20 protein-coding genes are annotated in these 18,823 nt (G+C 47.9%); 2 read left to right on the forward strand and 18 right to left on the reverse strand.

Annotated features, from left to right (window positions below; translation table 11 throughout):
- Positions 1-97: 97 nt before the first annotated feature.
- Both NDK47_RS26810 and NDK47_RS26815 read left to right on the forward strand, forming a co-directional pair.
- Positions 98-1,042, forward strand: coding sequence for a C39 family peptidase (locus tag NDK47_RS26810; RefSeq protein WP_251872753.1), 945 nt, complete (start codon positions 98-100; stop codon positions 1,040-1,042).
- A gap of 37 nt (positions 1,043-1,079) precedes the next feature.
- On the forward strand, positions 1,080-1,583 hold the full coding sequence (locus NDK47_RS26815) for a DedA family protein (protein WP_251872754.1): 504 nt from the start codon (positions 1,080-1,082) through the stop codon (positions 1,581-1,583).
- A 214-nt stretch (positions 1,584-1,797) separates the two neighbouring features.
- Here the strand turns inward: NDK47_RS26815 and NDK47_RS26820 are convergent, their stop codons facing one another.
- The 18 genes from NDK47_RS26820 to NDK47_RS26905 form a co-directional block, all read right to left on the reverse strand.
- Complete coding sequence (locus NDK47_RS26820) at positions 1,798-3,240, reverse strand: WG repeat-containing protein (RefSeq protein ID WP_251872755.1); 1,443 nt, start codon at positions 3,238-3,240, stop codon at positions 1,798-1,800.
- A gap of 60 nt (positions 3,241-3,300) precedes the next feature.
- The gene (locus NDK47_RS26825) at positions 3,301-3,990 is read right to left on the reverse strand and encodes a flagellar basal body L-ring protein FlgH (protein WP_251872756.1); all 690 of its coding nucleotides are present in this window, start codon (positions 3,988-3,990) and stop codon (positions 3,301-3,303) included.
- Positions 3,991-4,032: 42 nt separating this feature from the next.
- Entirely contained in the window at positions 4,033-5,124 is a 1,092-nt protein-coding gene (locus NDK47_RS26830) for a hypothetical protein (RefSeq protein ID WP_251872757.1), read from the reverse strand.
- A gap of 69 nt (positions 5,125-5,193) precedes the next feature.
- A complete protein-coding gene (locus NDK47_RS26835; protein WP_251872758.1) occupies positions 5,194-5,784 on the reverse strand; it encodes a membrane lipoprotein lipid attachment site-containing protein in 591 nt (196 codons plus the stop codon).
- Positions 5,785-5,803: 19 nt separating this feature from the next.
- Complete coding sequence (locus NDK47_RS26840) at positions 5,804-7,168, reverse strand: VgrG-related protein (RefSeq protein ID WP_251872759.1); 1,365 nt, start codon at positions 7,166-7,168, stop codon at positions 5,804-5,806.
- An 82-nt stretch (positions 7,169-7,250) separates the two neighbouring features.
- Positions 7,251-8,297 (reverse strand): vWA domain-containing protein, encoded by a 1,047-nt coding sequence (locus tag NDK47_RS26845; RefSeq protein WP_251872761.1) that lies wholly within the window; start codon positions 8,295-8,297, stop codon positions 7,251-7,253.
- A 303-nt stretch (positions 8,298-8,600) separates the two neighbouring features.
- Entirely contained in the window at positions 8,601-9,233 is a 633-nt protein-coding gene (locus NDK47_RS26850; RefSeq protein ID WP_251872763.1) for a pilus assembly protein TadG-related protein, read from the reverse strand.
- Positions 9,234-9,635: a TadE/TadG family type IV pilus assembly protein gene (locus NDK47_RS26855; RefSeq protein ID WP_251872767.1), complete on the reverse strand. Its 402-nt coding sequence runs from the start codon at positions 9,633-9,635 to the stop codon at positions 9,234-9,236. It abuts the gene before it with no gap.
- Between the two features lie 57 nt (positions 9,636-9,692).
- The gene (locus NDK47_RS26860; protein WP_251872768.1) at positions 9,693-10,403 is read right to left on the reverse strand and encodes a hypothetical protein; all 711 of its coding nucleotides are present in this window, start codon (positions 10,401-10,403) and stop codon (positions 9,693-9,695) included.
- A 93-nt stretch (positions 10,404-10,496) separates the two neighbouring features.
- Positions 10,497-10,892, reverse strand: coding sequence for a hypothetical protein (locus NDK47_RS26865; protein ID WP_251872769.1), 396 nt, complete (start codon positions 10,890-10,892; stop codon positions 10,497-10,499).
- Positions 10,893-10,906: 14 nt separating this feature from the next.
- Entirely contained in the window at positions 10,907-11,095 is a 189-nt protein-coding gene (locus NDK47_RS26870) for a hypothetical protein (RefSeq protein ID WP_251872770.1), read from the reverse strand.
- A 478-nt stretch (positions 11,096-11,573) separates the two neighbouring features.
- A complete protein-coding gene (locus tag NDK47_RS26875; protein ID WP_251872771.1) occupies positions 11,574-12,425 on the reverse strand; it encodes a hypothetical protein in 852 nt (283 codons plus the stop codon).
- 15 nt (positions 12,426-12,440) lie between these two features.
- Positions 12,441-13,595, reverse strand: coding sequence for a hypothetical protein (locus NDK47_RS26880; protein WP_251872772.1), 1,155 nt, complete (start codon positions 13,593-13,595; stop codon positions 12,441-12,443).
- A gap of 115 nt (positions 13,596-13,710) precedes the next feature.
- Positions 13,711-15,135 (reverse strand): VWA domain-containing protein, encoded by a 1,425-nt coding sequence (locus NDK47_RS26885; protein WP_251872773.1) that lies wholly within the window; start codon positions 15,133-15,135, stop codon positions 13,711-13,713.
- Positions 15,136-15,235: 100 nt separating this feature from the next.
- The gene (locus tag NDK47_RS26890) at positions 15,236-15,454 is read right to left on the reverse strand and encodes a hypothetical protein (protein ID WP_251872774.1); all 219 of its coding nucleotides are present in this window, start codon (positions 15,452-15,454) and stop codon (positions 15,236-15,238) included.
- 150 nt (positions 15,455-15,604) lie between these two features.
- Complete coding sequence (locus NDK47_RS26895; RefSeq protein WP_251872775.1) at positions 15,605-16,528, reverse strand: type II secretion system F family protein; 924 nt, start codon at positions 16,526-16,528, stop codon at positions 15,605-15,607.
- A 4-nt stretch (positions 16,529-16,532) separates the two neighbouring features.
- Positions 16,533-17,459: a type II secretion system F family protein gene (locus NDK47_RS26900; RefSeq protein ID WP_251872776.1), complete on the reverse strand. Its 927-nt coding sequence runs from the start codon at positions 17,457-17,459 to the stop codon at positions 16,533-16,535.
- 11 nt (positions 17,460-17,470) lie between these two features.
- Positions 17,471-18,820, reverse strand: coding sequence for a TadA family conjugal transfer-associated ATPase (locus NDK47_RS26905; protein ID WP_251872777.1), 1,350 nt, complete (start codon positions 18,818-18,820; stop codon positions 17,471-17,473).
- Positions 18,821-18,823: the final 3 nt, after the last annotated feature.

Raw genomic sequence — 18,823 nt, forward strand, 5'->3', positions numbered from 1 at the left:
TGGAGGATTTTCCAGCCCGATCGAGTACAATGAATAGGTACGTATTATGATCATGATCACGGATGATCTATCACTTTACTAACGAGGTCTGGTAAACATGTACAGGAAATGGAAGAAATCTGTAAACATTTTCCTCGCCATCGCCTTACTGGAGATTCTCTTTTTCCTCCCATCCTATTTTCAACAAAAAGGGTATGCCCTCAAAGACTTTATTCTGCCTCTTTACCGTCAAAGCTCTGCCGTGGATCAAACGTCTGAGAACTCTAAGGCTGAGGCTGAAGCTCCATTTACGGTCTATCAGGAAACCACTCTGGTCGGTTCGTTTGAGGATGCGAGGGAAGCCATCGCGATTGCCAAAGCGATGTCTCCTCAAATGAATGTAAAGGTACAAACACGCGAGAGCTTGATTTGGCGGAATTTTGAGGCAGAACCAAAGACACGCCAGCTCTCGATCGTACAAGCACCGCATATTAGTCAATTACCAGAATTGCCAAGGGGTTGTGAAGTGACAGCACTTGCGATGCTGCTGAATTACAACGGATATGCTGTGGATAAAATGCAATTGGCCAGTGAGCTGGTAAAAGACACGACCCCTCGTACGTCTGATGATAAAAACAATACGTGGTGGGGCAATCCTTACAAAGGGTTTGTAGGTAACATGTACGATGTGCGAGAGCCTGGTTTTGGCGTTTTTCACCCACCGATTGAAGCCCTTGCACGCACATATGCAGGTGAGCGAGTCGTCAATTTATCGACGCTGGATTTCGACGATATCCTGCAGTTTGTAGAGAGCGGATATCCCGTTTGGGTGATTGTTACGAGAACGTATCAGCATGACAATACTCGCAATCTGAACTGGATGACTCCCGATGGACCCATCCATACCACCAGAAATGAACACTCTGTCCTGCTCACAGGATACGACGGAAAATACGTCTATTTTCTAGACCCATTGAAACAGGGCGAGACATCCAAGAAAAGCAGAGTGTCCTTTGAAGCGGGATGGAAGCAATTGGGCAACCAAGCCATTACAATCTTATAAAGCAAGCAGCGTTTATCTACCTAACTGGAGTCTGATAATGATGGATATCATGAAAGAATTGATCGACCAATATGGCTATTTCGCCCTCTATTTCTTGCTGGCACTGGGGATTGTCGGCCTCCCTATTCCCGATGAAACGATCATGACCTTTGTTGGCTATTTAACATCGATTCAGATTTTTAATTTTTTTGCGGCGCTCACAGTCAGCTTTCTGGGAGCGATCAGCGGCATGATTTTCAGTTATTTTCTCGGCAGAAAATTTGGCAGACCGCTGCTGTTGAAATACGGTTGGTGGCTTCGGTTAACGCCTGCCAGGCTAAACAAAGCGGAGCGGTGGTTCGACCGATACGGATTGTGGGCGGTCTGCTTCGGCTATTTTATCCCGGGCGTGCGCCACTTTACCTGTTATTTGTCCGGCATCAGCGGTATCCGGTTCCGAAAATATCTCCTGTTTGCCGGCTTTGGCGCGCTCATCTGGTGCATTACGTTTATAACTGCCGGCTATTTTATCGGTGAAAGCATCAGTATCTTGTCCCAGTGATCGATCCGATGCCATGTCATTCACGCTACGGCTGACGTGTTGATGAACATTCCTCGGCAAAAGGCTCTTGATCACGCCGGGCGAACAAAAAGAAACCTTGAATGGCCAAAGCCAATCAAGGTTGTTACCTCATCACAACAGGAATTGTGCACAGACCAATCCACCCCAGTAAAAAGGGCAGATCACCACACCTCGGTATCTGCCCTGGTAGTCTTTAATTTTCATTAAAATTGCCTTTCTTATCGATCGTTCCCATTTTCCCATCTTTTTTAACGGTCGCTTTGCCGCCGGAAAACGAGGATGCGTAGGAGTATTCAATCGGAATTACCACTTGTCCGCTGCTGTTGATGTAACCGAATTGTCCATCCTTCTTCACGACAGCAAGACCGTCCGAGAACTTCGCGGCATGATCGAACTGGTAGGGAATCACGATCTCCTCTTCGCCGGATCGCTTGTACCCCCATTTTCCTCCCTTTTCTACAGGCACCAGCGCGATAACGGCTTCCTGTTTTACTGGTTGACTTGCAGCGGCTGGCGGCTTTTGAGGCGCCGCAGCGGTAGACTGAGCTGCTGGCTGCGCGGCCTCCGGTTTGACGTCTGGGGCTGGATTGCTCTGCGTTGACGGAGCCGTGTTCTTCGTTTCTGGTTTTGGATTCGCTGCCGGTTGCTTCGGTTTCTCTTTTCCTTTCGTGTCAGCAGGCTTGGGTGTTGACGATGCTGGCTTTTGTGCAGATGTCGAAGCGGGTTTTGAGGCTGCTGGTGTCTGTGCAGGCGTCGAAGCAGGTTTTGAGGCTGCTGGTGTCTGCGCGGATGTCGCAGCAGGCGTTGACGATGCCTGTGTCTGTTCAGGCGTCGGTGCCGATGCTGAAGTTGGTTCAGGTTGTGCATTTTCTTCCGCTGCAGTGGATGCTGCTGCTCGATCTGTCGCGGCAACTGCTTGGGATAAAGCACTCATGAACCCTGCTGCTACGGAACCTGGTTCCGTCGTTTGGACCCCTTCGCTCCCTTGGACGAAACTCTCTTCTGCTGCTGCTGCGGAGGATGGTGCTGATTCACCAGACTTTTCACCATCAGGGCCAGGTGTCCCCTCGGTTTGCAGCACAGCAGAGTTTGACGGAGGTTCTGATGCTGGTTCCGCTTGGTTGCCTGGATCGTTTGAAGCGGCCTGTACGGGTAATGACGCAGTCAGATCACCCTCTGCATTTTCATCGGAGGACAGGAACTGGCTTGCTCCATAAATACTGCCGGAGACCACCAATGTTGCCGCCAATGTTAAAAGCGCAATTCTGCCGAGTCTTTTGTCCATCACGACGGGATTTTTCTTTTTTACCGTCGCCTCCCGCTTGTCAATCGAGACAACCAACTCCGCCTTATGCCGCTCAAACTCAGCCGTGATCGTCATACTGCCTGCTTCTACGGCCGTGATTGTTCCCTCTTCATTGACCTTGCCAACCGTCGTGTGCTGCGATTGCCATTTGACTTTATGCGTAATCTCTTCATTGCGGCCATCCGTCAGCACTGCATATACCTTGATCTTCGACGTCTGACCGGCCTCCAGATAAAGCAGAGCCGGCTCTATTCGGATGTACATGATGTTTTTCCCGTCATCCTGGTCCTCCACATATGGAAACAGTTGTTTGATAGGCTGTAATGACATCGTTACACCTCCCTGTGGTTGTTTCACCCTTGCTACCAGGCCCTACAGGTTACACTTACCCTAGTTCTGTTCGACCACTTGCAATTCTTCCGCAGTTGCCTCTTTCATGTTTTTAGAAACGATCTTTTTCACAATCGCCGTCGTTTCATCACCATCTTCACCCGGGAAACGCAGATGATACTCTCGAATCAGGAGTGTGGCTTCCCCGCGGGATGGTTTGTCGCGAAAATCCTTCAAATCATTTGGATCATCAAAGACGAGTTTGATTTTATCGTAGGAATCCGGATCATCCGTAACCTTCATACGCGGAAATGAAGATGATGGGTCCACGGTAAACAACACATGCTGATCCAAATGCTCAAACCCCTGAGGATAGAATTCCATCGTCCCCTTTACCTCGACTTCACCTGCCAGGTCCAAATTGGCTTGATCTACGTAAAACTCCGCATCGGTACTAGGCAAGATGTCGGCCTTGGTTACCTTCATTCCGGCCACGACGTCCCCCACTTTCATCTCACGCGGATCAAATGGATTGGCATGCTCGTTTTGTGTTTGGATGGATGACGCAGAAGGCGTCTTTTCCGGGCTTTCCGGCGGTGTCAAAGCGTCCGAAGCAGGCTGCTCCTGCAAGTTTGCTTGCGGTGGCTCTTGTTTCTTTGCTTTTGTCTCAGCGCATCCTGATAGGACGGCAGTGCTGAGTAGAAACACGAGTAAGAGTGTTGCAAATGTTCCTCGCCGAAAATTGTTCATTGGTCCTTTCCTCCCTGTTCCATTCCTCTATGAACGCTGCTGTCACTCATTTACAAAGAACTTAATTTCCGGAACCCTTTTTCTCCCAAACGCTTGCTCGAGCGTTGTGTAATTGTAATTACTTGCACCTGCATTTTTGACTACCACACTTGCTGCAACATCTTTGGGATTAAAGGTTTCACCCTTCGCATAGGGGATCACTGGCGCAATATGCCCGTGATATCCGTTATTATTCTTCCAGGATGCGATCGTCGGAAAACCTTCGTTCGCCAACCTTTGCGCCTCTTCTGCCGTGACTTCCCGCCAACCTTTGTTTTTTGCCTCTTTCCCTTGGAGCCATCCGTATAAATCGTTTGCCAGCTTCTCGGGAAGGTAGGCTCCCATCTCCTTCATGACATGTCTGGAGAAAATATTACAGTAGGTATACTGATCCGGCAGGTAATGCTTGCTTACATCAAATTTCTCCATATCCAATACTTTTTGATAATTTTCCTTCGTCCGATTTGTGGACTTTTTGTCGTCCTTTTTCGGTGGTGTTGGAGTTTCCGACTTTGGCGGCTCCGGCTTCTTGGGTTCCGGATTTTTCAGCTCCGGCTTTGGCTGCTCTGTTTTTGGCGGTTCTGGCTTCTTCGGCTCCGGCTTTGGCGGCACTGGCTGGGATGGCTCTGGTTTCTTCGGCTCTGGCGTTGAAGGCGATTTTCCGGGTGTAACGGATGGACCGTTTCCGCCTGTTTGAATCCCGTTATTCTGGATTCCCTGTCCCGTAATGCCGGTGGATTGGGTCCCTTGTGGGTTGATTCCTTTTGGATTGATACCCTGTGAATTAATACCCTGTGGATTGATTTCCTGTCGGTTGATTCCTTCCTGATTGATCCCCTGTGGAGTAACCCCTTCTGAGTGAATTCCCTGTGATTGAATCCCCTTCGAATCAATTCCCTGTCCATTGATTCCCTGTGTCTTGATCCCTTCCGAATGAATTCCTTGCGAGTTGATTCCGTCTGCATTTATCCCTGTTGTATTGATTCCTTGAGCACTTGTCAATTCAAATGGAGAGGTGAACGCCGTCAGAAGCACAAGGATTGCGAAAACGCCCGCTCCCTTCTTTCCCCCCACTTGAAAATACTGGTTTCTCACAAAAATCTCTCCCTTTACCCAACACGGAAAATGTGGAAAACCCGAACCATTTCGAGCTATGCACTTGCGTTATTCATAGGTTTGATCCGCTTTGATTTCCTTAATGTACAGGTTGTCGTCCTGTGAAAGGACTGTATACACCTTCTTGATCTCTTTTGTTTTCGTCTCGTTTGCTTTCGTGATCTCCAGCTCTGTCTGCACGTCCACAAGATACTCGTTCGGTTGATTCGATTCCTTGATGTCTTCGATGCGCGAGTCAATCAGTTTGAGACTGACGCCTTTTTTCCCCAGGTCTTCAATCAGCTTTTCTTGTTCCTGATAAACCGGGCTGTCTGGAAGCAGGAAGTCTTTTACGTAGGAAAAATCCTTTTGGTTGATGGCACCAATGATCAAGTCTTCATAACCGGAAACGATGTTTTCTACATGAAAGGTGTCTGCCTTCGCATCGTCATTCTGTTCTCCGGAAGCTTCAGGTTTTTCTACAGACTGTTGCGACGCTTCCCCCGCCTGCGGACTTTCCTGGGAAGCTGCCTGGACATGATCTGTAACGCTTTGACCAGGCTGTGCATTTATTGTTGCTGTATCTGGCGCTGCACTCTCTTTCCCTCCACAACCTGTCAAGATCAGCGTAAAGGTCACGAGAAAAAGCATCTTTTTCATATGGGCTTCCCCTTTCTTTTTACAATCCTTTAAATACATAGTCTTTGCCGTACAGCATTTTTAAAGCAGCTTCGGGTTCCCTGATATTTAACCGTTCCCATACACCCATCTGTATGTCAGAAGAATTGCCCGAAAAATATTTCATATACTTCCCATGCACACCGTTCGTTTTGGCCTTTTGCGACAGCATTTGATTTTTCCCGCTGTCCACGACCTTGCCGCTTTCCTTGTAGACCGCTCGAATGATATCCTCATCTGTAGCTGTTGCCAGATCGAGGTTTTTCAACGCTTCTTTGAAAACCTTCGCCCCGCCTGCTCCCCCGTGTTGAACCGCCCTTGACCACAGGACGTCCTGCAGTGCAGCGCTTCTCTGACTGATGTCAAAGCCGATGTCCTTCTGCAAGGCGCGATCCACGACATCATAGTATTTCTCCTTTGTATACAGATGTTGCAGTTCCAGGAATCTGTCCGAATCATTGGCAGCGACCTCTTTAAACTTTTGATCAAAGCTTGATCCGATCTTTTTCCCATCCGCATTAAACCCTGCTAATAACTGGTTATAGATGTCCTTATCTTTCCCTTCCAACCATCGAAAAAAATGATCAATGACCTTGTCTTTTGAATTAAATTGATAAGCGCCATACGACTTTCCGCCGATATCTCCCTTTCCTGTGGAAATGGTGCCTGGATTGCCGTTTGATTCATAGGCGGCTGATAAGGAACCCAGCTTTGTCCCGGCATTTGGCTGATTTTTATCTTTGGAAGGCGGCGGGCTTTGATTGTCTTTTTTGTCGGTGCCAGGCTTCGTATCTTTCGGTTTTGTTTCATTTGGCTTTGTTTCGGTCTTTGGTTTTGTATCCTGATTTGGTTTGGGCGAAGCCGACGTATTGTCCTTCGGTTTTGTAGGAGCCGGCGTTTCTTTTTGGCCATTCCCGTTTTTGTTCGGATCTGAAGCCGGATTCTGGGAGGGCTGACCGCCTCCATTCTTGATCCCTCCGGGGTTGATTCCTCCATTCTGAATCCCATCGGCTTTTATACCGTCTGGGGAAACCCCGTTATTTTTTATCCCCGTTGCATTGATCTCATTGGCCTGAATTCCCTTGGCATTGATTCCATCCGGATTGATACCTTTGTTGTTGATTCCTTCTGCATTCACCCCGTCCGGACTGATCCCTTTGGCGTCAATTCCTTGCTTATTAATTCCTTGTGTGCCGATTCCTTGTGTACTAATTCCCTGTGTTTGAATCCCTTGCGTGTTGATTCCATCGGCATGGATTCCCTGTGCATGAATTCCTTCTGCTTTAACCGCATGAAACGTTTGTGTAAGTGAAATCAGCGCTGTTAACGTAATTACGGTCGCTTTTGCAAAGAAAAAGCGTTGCATATTCACGAAACCCCCCGTCAATCACATCAGCGATATTGGTCCTTATCCACTTGCAGAAAAAATACTGGTATCTGCTTTCTCGTCAGTTGCCCGTGTATTTCGACTCGATTTCCGCCCTCATTTCCTCGTAGGACGACGCCGATAAATGAAACAAGTACTCGATCAACTCTTTCTCCGACGCGGCAACAAACCTCTCCCGCTCCTCCCTTTGCTGGGTAAAGTACGTTCTCCCTTTTTGCCCGATTTTTCCAGATGCCGCCAAATGGTCAATCGCTGCGCCAAGGTTCAGACTTTCCCGCCAATTCTTGTCGTACCAATCACGCTGATAGAGCTCGATCCATTTGGCTCGGTCGACCCATACCTCGTCAATTTCAGCCAAGGCATTTTGCTTCCAGAGCTCCCATTTTTCAGCGATTTCTCGGGCCCGCTCCAGTTCCTGCTTGAATTGCTCCTTGTTCGTAACGTTGGCGTACAATCCTTCGGAAGCTTTGGCGATTTCCTTGAGCTGCTTCTGTCCCTCTGCATTGACATCAAAGCCGATGACATTGAGGAGCGGTGTAAAATCGGAGGCCGCCAGCTCCTTGGCCACCTGTACCGGATTGCCATCACAGGTTTCGATTCCATCGCTCACCAGGTAAATGATGTTTGTATTGGTTGCGGCGTCAAACTCGGCCATATCCTGCTGCGCCAGCCTCAAAGAGTTTGCAATCGGCGTCCATCCCGTCGGCTCGAACCGGTTTAAGGCATTCTCCAGCATTTCCGCATGATAGGGCTGGAAAGGATAGACCAGCTCACTGCTGCCGCAGGAAAGCTGTTTATGTTGGTCGGCACTGCTGCCCCTATGACCGTAGACGCGAAGAGAAACACGCGCTCCCTCCGGCAGACTGGCCGCAAACTCTTTAATCGCTTCCTTTGCCAACTGCATCTTGGTAGACTCACCAATTTTTCCATTCATGCTTCCGCTTGCATCCAGGATGATTTCTACATTGAAGTTCTCTTTAAACTGCAGACGGGCATCCTCCATATCCGGGCTGCCGTATGAGGCAACCCGCCAACGATCCACCACCATCTGAGGGCTTAGGTAATCTTCCGCAAACAAACGAAGCAACTGAGCCCAGTAGGTCTTCATCCCTTCCTCATCTGTGTCATCAGCTAATCTCGGAAACCGGTCGAGAACGTTTTGAATAGGTTCAAGATTTTCATTTTCCTCTTGGTAAAAATGAGTCCCAGCCAAGGGCCCTGGCTCCATCGCGATCAATTCGGAAGTGGATACAGGGATTTGAGGAACTGCTGAAGGCGCACCGCTTCCCGAAGCCTGATGGGAACAGCTGCTCAATAGGAACATGAGAATGCTATATATGAGTGCAAGCAGCGTTTTTTTCGAGATGCACATTTTAGCCTTTGCCTCCTTGTGCCGAAAACATTGTGACGATTAAAGCGCCCGTAAAAACCCGATTCTCCTGCTCTCGCCGGTCTGGACAATTTTTTCCGAGTAATTGGGGAAAAAGTCCAGACCAAGCTTATCCACTCGGTATTGGATGGATGCTTCCACCTCGATTCGATCATCGCCATTAAATGTCGTCACGTATTCCAGTGATGCGTTGTTTTCCCCCAGTATGTAGGCGACCACTCCCGGTATTTCAGCTTTCGCTCTCGCCAGCCCAGCCATTACGAAGGAGGCGAGCATCGGCCTTGATCCCAGTTGTTCAGTGAAGATCTGATCGATAGCCGTATAGCGGACTTCGCTGCTTGCCCAGTCCCGATTTGCTGACCGTAAAGCACGCTCCCTTTCGTCGACGTCCGGGCTGATCGGCGGCACAAAATTGACACTTGCCCACGCATCATAGGCGAGGATGGCTTCTTCCATCGCGTCATATACACTCTTGATCGCCCCGATGCTTGCCTGCTGGGCGCTGTTCATGGCTTTGTCTTTCCCGACGAAGACCGTGGAAAAATTATAGACAGCGGCAAACATGACCAGCAGCATGAAGGTAAAGATCGTCAGGGAAAACACCAGCATATTGCCTCGCTCTTCTTTTAATACAGAGAACACCCTGTTTTTCATCTAGCGAATCACCCGACCTGTCATTTCCCGGTGAAACGTGATAACCCTGTCTTTGGGGTCCATATTGTCGCGGATCAGACTGGGAATGAAAATGAGGTCAATCTGTACTTGTATGTCAGCCGTAAAATAGTTGCCGTGTGAGATATTACCGGACACATAGCCGATTCCTCCGCCCGCAGCCGATACCACGTTCTTCGCCGCGTTCAGCGCCTCGGAGGAATTCCCTGTGATCGCATATACTTTCGCTGCTTCATTGGCCGCCGCTTGTGCTGTAATGACAGCGTAAGCCCCAATTAAAAACTGCCAGCAGATCATCAAAATCACAAAGACCAGCGGAAGAACAGCGAGAAATTCAACTGTCATCGAGCCTTTTTCATTGCGAATCATCTGCTTCAGCCGCATATCTACTCCGCTCCTCCCTTATAGCCACTTTCCCCAATTTGCCAAAACGGACGGTGCTCAAAAAATGTCGCCCGGAATGCCCATCCGATTCAGATCCTTTCTTGGCGCATGTTCCCGGGTATACATGGAAAAGAGCACCGCGATAAAAGGAAACAGAACGACATTTAACAACAGTTGTGTAAAGAATCCAACTCCGTAGCTCGTGGTGACAAGCGTCAGCAACCAGATCCCCAGCATGGAAACACCGAATTGGCTGATGCTCACAGCCAGGATGAGCCCGAGAATCTTGAAAAAATGCGTTTTGCCCATCTCCACAACCGCCCGCCAACACTTCCACGCTGATTGCTGCTTGATCACCATGAGGTACGGAGTCACATAAAACAAGATGAAAAGAATCAATCCGGGAATAACCAGAAGAAGCATGCCCGTCGTCACTGCCAGCGCATATGCGATCCCGAAGAGAAAAATCGTAAAACCGTGTTCAGCAAATGCGTACAGTGCTTTCCCGAGGGGCCTTTCTTCGCCGTCCAAGCGATTTTGAACAAATTGGGCAAAGGGCAGCTGGATGACCGTAAAGATGAGCAGCAGGAGAAACATGTTCACAAAACCAGAGACCAGTTTGACCCCGGTGATGGTGGTCAGGAGATTGAGATAATTCATGATGATGTTGTATAGAAGCAAAGGGGGAAACACCGCAAGAACAGACAGCAGCAAGAGCTGCCTGATGTTTTGTGCATAGAATTGCAAACTCGCTTGGAAAAGGGCCATTTTTTTCACCCGCCTTTGACTAAGGATTCCGTAGTAACGGAATTCCTTCTTTAGATTCCTAATCTGTCATTGAAGTCGGTTCCAATGTCATTTTTATTTCCTCACACTTTGATCGTATAGTTTGTTAATGGTTTCAACCGCTTCCTCGTACGTTTTGTCGTTTAAGGAGTTAAGCATGGTGTCTAGCTCATCCTCATGTTGATTACTCAATTCCCATCGTTTTTTTCTCAACTGGTTTAACGCTTCCGTTATTTCCGTTGAAACAATTTGATCGTACTCCAACCGACTGATTGATGAATAAATACGGTTATCCTCTCGAATAGACTTTTGTGCCCACTCCAGACTAAATTTCAGAATACTTTTATCCCTTTTTAGCAAATTTGAAAATGCTTCCCTTTCCGATTTGCTTTTCCACCGCCACCATTTTTCGGCTATTTCTTTCGTTTGCTCGAACTCCATTTGCAGCTCTTCCTGATTTTGAATCAACACAAAGCGACCGCCCGCTACAAGGCAAGATAATATAAGTGGATGATCTCTTCATTAGGATTTTCAATGTTTGGGAATTTACGAAGTTGCTTTTCAAGCTCTTCTTTGTATTCATCGTTATAATCCATTCCTGAAAAAATGCCGGGTAGGAACTGAGCAAATTCCATTGCTGTTTCAGGAATTTTGGATACTCCCTGAGGCACCATTGCCTTTAGTTGCTCTATTTTTTCTTCCCTGCTTGTTTGTGCCGGCTGATTGGTATTGCCATTTGAATCTGTCTCTGCTGTTGTGGTTTCAACTTCTTTGCCTGTATGCAGAGTATCCGGATCAGGAGACGCGACTGAATTTTCGCTACCCGCCTCCGTCCCGGGAGGCTGTCCCCCTCTTGTGGACTACAAGCAGACATAATCAGAAAACAAATTATCATTCCAGTAGTTGCTATTTCCCCCACCATTTTCATCCAACCGTACCCTCCGCGTGACTAAATAGCTGAAAGGTCTGTATGATTCATTGCCAATCATCTGCTTTAATCGCATACTGCTCATACCCCTTTTGGAGATCTTCCTAGTTACATAAACGGTTATTTCCACCGTAATGTTCCTAAAATAGAAATATTCACCTACTACAGAACTCGCGGCGGGAATGCGATACTCCGGTGATGGTGGTAATCATCTTTCTCCTTGACTACGTATTTCGTAACAGCGGAACTCCTTCTATCAGGAACGCTTGTTCATTCGCTTTTGAGTAAACTTCTTTAAAATGTTCAGCAGATTGGAATACGACACGTTTGCTTGTCTGACTCGTTTCAAAGCTTGTAATGGAGGTTTCCAAAATTGCCCGTAAGTCTTTTTTGTTATAATCCTCCAGTAAACCAAGAAGTTTCGTTCTCTTCTTCTTAAGCTCTGTCGTCAGCTCAGCTTTCGTATGGCTGAAGAAATCAATCAGTCTATCGATGGTCTCCCAGATCTCTTGCATACGTAATCCTTCATATACAATGAAATCCGATTCGTACAAACAATCAAATAAGAAAAATTCGTCTCCTGGAATCACGTATCCACGTTCCATTATTTCATGATGTCTTGCAATTCCTCTGTCGTATATTTTTCTTAATTTCTCTCTGCTCTGGGTTATATACAGACATACCTCCATAAGCTCCTGAACATCCTGTCTTATGCTTTCATTCATCTGTTTTTCATAAGAGGAATGAAGTGCCTGCAGATATTCATACTTGTGCTCGAACATCCAAACAGGCTTCTCCTTATCCCTGGCGAGGTTATCCACTAAACGATGGGCAGCAATATTACGCAACGTAAACAGTCTCATGACTGGAATCGCTTCTTGGCGTGGAACCAATTGCCCATCCGGACGCATGATCAAATATCCGACTGCGTCTTTTTTGCCCCATCTCCAGTACTGTACTTTGTAATAAAATTGGCCATTTATCTTCGCTGAATAGTTAAAAATAACCGTTTTTTCGAAAAAACGTTTGAATCTTTGTATTTGCTTCTTGACTGCTGTAGATTGGACCACTTTCATCACTAGAATCCTCCGTTATCCAAATAGCGATTTTACAAAACCAACGGCACCTTTCACAAAGGATCGGACTCCACGGGTAATTGCACCACCAGAGAGCTTGTCGCCATATTTGACGCCACGGCTGATCAACCATAAGGCAGCTCCAGCTATGAATAAACCAGCAGCGATGGGCTGCGCTACCGGGATGACCGATGCAAATACTGCCGCATCCATCAATACACCGCCTACACTGCCTACACCATCCACAAATTTTTCATTTTGCTCCGCTTCGCTCTTACTCGAGGTAAAGGCATCACTGAAGTTCCTATAGGTATCTATCCCGTCAAAGACGAGACTTATGCCTGCAGTCGCAACATTGAAACCCTTGTATAAGCCTGTCATTTGAAGCGTTGGTGGATTTGAACTAAGAGCATAGCTGTTAATAGAACCGGATATTCCGGAAATTGGGCCCCTCTGTCTCACAAACTTATAGCTATCGTAACCACTCATCGCATCAAACACATCAATGCCCAGACCGGATACCGTCCCTACACCATCTTTATCTCCAAAGACAAATCCCAAACCTCTGATTCCTAGTTCGGATAAAAACAGGCCTCTCCCTTTTATACCACTTGATAAATCAATTTCGCCTTGTGCTAACAGTCCGGCTGTATACCCTAACGTTCCACCCACCACATCTTTGAATGTAAACGATAAAGCATTGTACAACTGACCTTCTTTTTTTGAACTCCTGCCATCAGTGCCTGCGGGGTTAATTCCGTCTTTATTGATTCCATTTGTTTGAATACCGCTTGCATCAATCTCCTCGGTCTGGTTCCCCTCCGGCTTGGTTGCCTCCGCATTGATTCCTTCTGTCTTTATACCGCTGTTGTCAATCCCCTTGGTTTGAATTCCCTCTGGCTTGGTTACTTCAGCGCTGATTCCTTCTGTTTGAATGCCTTGGGTATTCATCCCTTTGGGGTTTATTCCCTGCGGATTTATTCCTTTTGTATTGATTCCTTCCGTATGGATGCCTTCCACCTGGATACCATCAGCATTGATGCCTTCCACATTAATGCCTTCAGCCTTTACTAAAAATGGCTGGCCTATGAATACCATTAGAAACAGGAGGATGAAAATAAATGCGTTAGACCCCTTGATCGCTCTCACGAAAAATGGTTGCTTCCCCACAAAAGTCCCTCCTTTCGTTACCTAATCCCAGTATGAGGTGTGATTTTTTGCCATCCCCCTGCATTTAATAAGGCAGATTACCTCTATTCGTAACCCGCCATTGAAGTGGTTCCTTCTATTGCTTTACATTTTGCTTGTATAGGTTATCTATGGTTTCAATCGCTTCTTTGTATGTTTTGTTATTTAAGGAATTCAGGAAGTTTTCCAGTTCCTCTCCATGTCTGTTAACTAATTTGTTACGTTCCTGATATTTTTTCGTTAATGCGGCAATTGTTTCTTCTGATAAGGTATTCCTGTAGCTTAATTCATTTAACGCACTAAAAATGTTGTAATCTTCATTATTTGATTTGGATGACCAATCCAGGCCAAATCTCAGAATACTGATTTCCTGATCGAGATGGATTTGGAAATTTTCATAGGAGGAATCAAATTGCCATCGCCACCATTTATCAGCCATTTCTTTTGCTTGATCTAATTCTCTTTGCAGTTCTTCCTGATTTTGAATCAGCACAAATCGGCCACCTGCTGCCTCAGCCACCGCTTCTAGCTGTTGCTGTCCTTTTCTATCCGTTCCGAATCCAATGACATTGACAATCGGGGTGATGTCTGAAGAAGCCAGCTCTTTTGCTACTTTCACGGGATCTCCGTCACACGTCTCAATACCATCACTGACCAAGTAGATAATGTTGGTGTTTTTCACTCCAGGTAAGCCACCGAAATCTTTCATTGCTTCCTGAAGCGCATAGGCAATCGGTGTATATCCAGTCGGCCGGAATTTGGAAAGAGCATCTTGCATTTTACTTGCATCGTATGGCTCCATCCCGTATACCAGCTCACTGCTTCCGCATGAAAGCGCTTTGTCCGATGCCTTGCCGCTGCCCTTGTGGCCATATACCCTGAGTGCCACATTGGCCTCTTTGGGTAATGATTCGGCAAACGACATGATCGCGTCTTTGGCCGCTTCCATTCTCGTCTTCCCGCCAGCCCTTTCCGCCATGCTGCCGCTCGCATCCAGAATGATTTGCACATTATAGTTTTGCTTTACTGCGAAGCGTGGATCATCAATTTCTGGACTGCCGAAGGAGGCAACCTTAATCTGATCTATGATATCCAAAGGATCAGGATAATCCTCGGCAAAGAGACCCAGTAAGGCCAAAAAATATAGATTGATCGTTTCCTGATCCGGATTTTCAATGTCTGGGAATTGATTTAGCAACTTTTCAATTTCCTCTTTATCCTCATCACTCAGTTTCCGACCAGCATAAATACCTGTCGGGAATTGAGCAAACTCTTCAACTGTTGTTGGAATTTTTGCTACTCCTTCAGGGATCATGTTCTGCAATTGTTTTATTTTTTCTTCCCTGTTTGTTTGCACAGGTTCTGTTTGATTCGGATTTGAATTTGTCTGTGGAGACGCGATTGGATTTTCGTTACCCGTCTCCGTCCCGGGAGGCTGTCCCCCCTCTTGTGGACTACAAGCTGACATAACCAGAAAACAAATTAGTATTCCGGCAGTTGCTATTCTTCCCGTCATTTTCATCCGCCCGTACCCTCCGCGTGACTAAATAGCTGAAATGTTCTTTTAGAGTTGGATGGTGGAGGAATATCTCCACCATCCAACTGCTTTGCAATGTATGATTTTAAGAATCACCTTTGATCCCTTTAATGATGTTGGAAAGTGTCTTTGACACTGCTTTTCCAACTGCCGTGTCTCCGCCGTCTTTAAAAACACCCTGAATCGCACCCAGAATCACAATAACCACCCCAGCCAGTGCGATCCACTCTACAGCCTGGGCACCTTTCTCGTTCTGCAGAGCACCCGTTACCTTTACATACAGCTTTTGCATCATCGTTTTCATACTTTTTACTCCCTTCTATTTTTGATTTCATGAAGAAAATATGAATGACCTGCGGCAAGCACCCGGCACCGAGACACTTCCCCTCCCCCTCTTCCTGACATCACCCCTTTCACATCGACATCCTGTTCCCGCACATGTACTGCCATTTCTTCAAGAAAAGACTTTCGCATACCCCAAGATGTTTAATACCATCAACCCGCCGATCATAATGACAGCCGTCGGAGCGACAACAAATGTGGTAATCAGCGTAATTTTCGGCGAGGCCTTGGCTGCCTTTTCCTTCACCAGTTCTTTACGCATTTTGCGCATATTTTCAGCCTGGAGCTTAAACGTGACAGCGATCGGCACTCCCAGCTTCATGCCCTGAATCAAGGCCTTGATCAAAAGCTGAAATTCAGGATTGTCATTTCGTTTCAGCAATTGCTCATAGGCTTGTTCTCGTTGGACCCCAAGCTCGATCTCCTGCATGAATCGGGAAAACTCCTCTCGAATCGGGCCGGTAAAGTGGCGAACCACTTCCCGCAAGGCGTGATCCAGGCCGACTCCTGCTTGCAGGGTAACGCTGACTGTATCCAAAAACTCAGGCAGGTCGTAGCGAAGCTGTTGCTGCCGCTCCTTTCCCTTTTTCTTGATCAGGAAAATGGGGAGGAAGTACCCGATCAATGGCCAGAACACCAAGCCAAACTGAGAGAGGGGAAATCCGAGGACAAAAAATACGCTTCCCGCAAAAAAGCCCAGCAACGTGAGGACGATTTTGACTCCCTGAAAACGGGCCACCGTCAAATCAAGCGGACTGCCTGCCTTTAATAGCCAATCCTCTACTTCATGGGCCTCACTGAAAAAATTGACCCGTTGACCCAGCGCCGCATAATCATCGCCATATTTTAAAATCCGCTTCATCAATCGCTTGGCGACGTTTTCCTGCTTCTGGGTCCGCGCGTTTTGGTATCCGGTAATCTCCGAGACACGCTCGACCAGCAGTCTTCTTTGTGTCAAATATTGGTACCACATTCTGAGAGATATGACAAATAACGGAAGTGAAACGAACAAACATGTCAGTATCAGGTCATCCATGGAATCACACCTTTATGTTTGTCACTTTTTTTACAAGCACAAATGACAAGACTGTACCGGTCAGAAACAAACCTAATAGGATGTAGCCCACCGGCGTAAACAACGGATCGATAAAGCCCTTGTTCATCATGTTCATCATAAACAACAGGACAATCGGCATGATCGGCACCAGAATCGATACATAGCGCTGTTCCGCTGTCATCGTCTTGATCTCCTGAGCCACCAATCTGCGTTCTTCCAGCGTTTCGGCCATCTCGTACAAAACCTCGCTCAGATTGCCTCCCGCTCGCCTTTGGATGAGAAGGGTAGCGGAAAAGATGCGAAAATCCCGTGTTGGGATGCGCTGCTCCATGTCCGCGATGGCCCTTTCAAAGTTAACCCCCAGTTGCAATTCCCGGGACATTTTCCCGAACTCTTCCTTTACCGGGTCCATCATCTCTTTGGCGACCAGTTCGATTCCCTGTGTCAGCGTAAGTCCCGCCCGCAAGGAGTTTGCCAGCATGCGGCATACCTCGGAGAGCTGGTCATTCAGCCGCTCCTGGTACTTGTTGCGCCTGATGAGGAACAGCAGCTTTTGAATCGCGTAAATCACGGCAATACTCAGCACGATATGATAGGGGGAGCCAATCCCTACGATATTGCCCAACAGGTAGGCGATACCGATCACACCGACGATCATTCCTGCGTAAAACTCTGAGGGGGCTAGCGGAATATTGGCCTTTTTCAGTTTCTTCCGCATCTCCTGGGCACGCGCAGTCTGGTCGAAGCGGTCTCCCCATACGAGCAGGACACTTTTCCGCCTTGCCCCGGCGCCGTACCATTCTTCTGCTTTCTTTTTCCACCCGCTCTTTTTCGAGCGATAGCCCAGAAGTTCGTACATCCCCCATATCCCCACCAGTACGGAAAGACTAACGGTCATAAAAATAGCCACGCGTCCTCACCTCATTCCCGGAACAGCGATTCATCCATATCAATCCCAAATACTTGCAAGCGCTCCAGACAGTGGGGGATCACCCCTGTTGGCCTGTAATATCCCAACACTTCCCCGCGGCTGCCCATACCCGTTCGTTTGAAGTGGAAAATCTCATTGACTTCCACCTTTTTATCCTTGGTCGTCACCACCTCGGAGATGGACATCATTTTGCGCGTTCCGTCGGTGAGACGCATCACCTGTACGATAATGTCCAGGGCGCTGACGATGTATTCGCGGATGATTGAGGACGGCAAATCCATCCCGGCCATCACGACCATCCCCTCCAGCCGGTTAAACGCATCATTCGGCGAGTTGGCGTGAACCGTGGTCAATGAGCCCTCGTGACCGGTATTCATTGCCTGCAGCATATCGAACGCCTCGGCGCCGCGAACCTCACCCACAATAATCCGGTCCGGCCTCATCCGCAGCGAGTTGCGGACCAGATTGCGGATGGTGATTTCACCTTTGCCCTCCATATTGGGCGGCCGTGCTTCCATCCCGACCACGCCAGGGCGGTCCAGCTTCAGCTCGGCGGAGTCCTCGATCGTGACGACGCGCTCGTAGTGCGGGATCGCTCTCGACAGAGCGTTGAGCAGGGTTGTTTTCCCGCTACCCGTACCGCCGGAGATCAGTACGTTCAGTTTGGCCTGGACGACCGCTTGCAAAAATCTGGACATCCTTTCGTCAAAGGAGCCGAATTGCATCAAATCATTCATCGAGTACGGATCTTTGCGGAATTTCCGAATCGAGACAAGCGTTCCATTCAAGCTGATGGGCGGAATCACGGCATTCACACGGCTGCCATCCTTCAGGCGGGCATCCACCATCGGGGAGCTTTCGTCAATCCGCCGACCCAGCGGCGCTACGATCCGGTCCACGATATGGCGCAAATGCTCCTCATCGCGAAATTTGAGTCCGGTCAATTCCAGGCGACCCTTTTTCTCGATGTAAACTTCCCTATGCCCGTTGATGGAAATCTCTGTGATCTCAGCGTCTGCCAAGAGCGGCTCCAGAGGTCCCAGCCCCACCGATTCGTTGATCAGACGTGTGAGCAACAGCTCTTTTTCGCTGCGCGGAATGACCACCTTTTCTTCCGACATGTACTTGGACACGATCCGCTCGATCGCTTGCCGCAGCTCTGCTGCATCCAGGCTGGTCAACCGCTCCAGATTCTTCTCCCGCAACAGCCTTGCTTTATAGTGGTCAGCCAATTGATCAATATAGGGATTTTGCTGAACAGGGGCTGGTGCCACCGCAAGCGTCTTCGTCGCCTGGTCTTTGAGTTTGTTTAATTCTTGCTTACGTGAAAACAAGCCCATCGC

The sequence above is a fragment of the Brevibacillus ruminantium genome, assembly GCF_023746555.1.
Taxonomy (GTDB): domain Bacteria; phylum Bacillota; class Bacilli; order Brevibacillales; family Brevibacillaceae; genus Brevibacillus; species Brevibacillus ruminantium.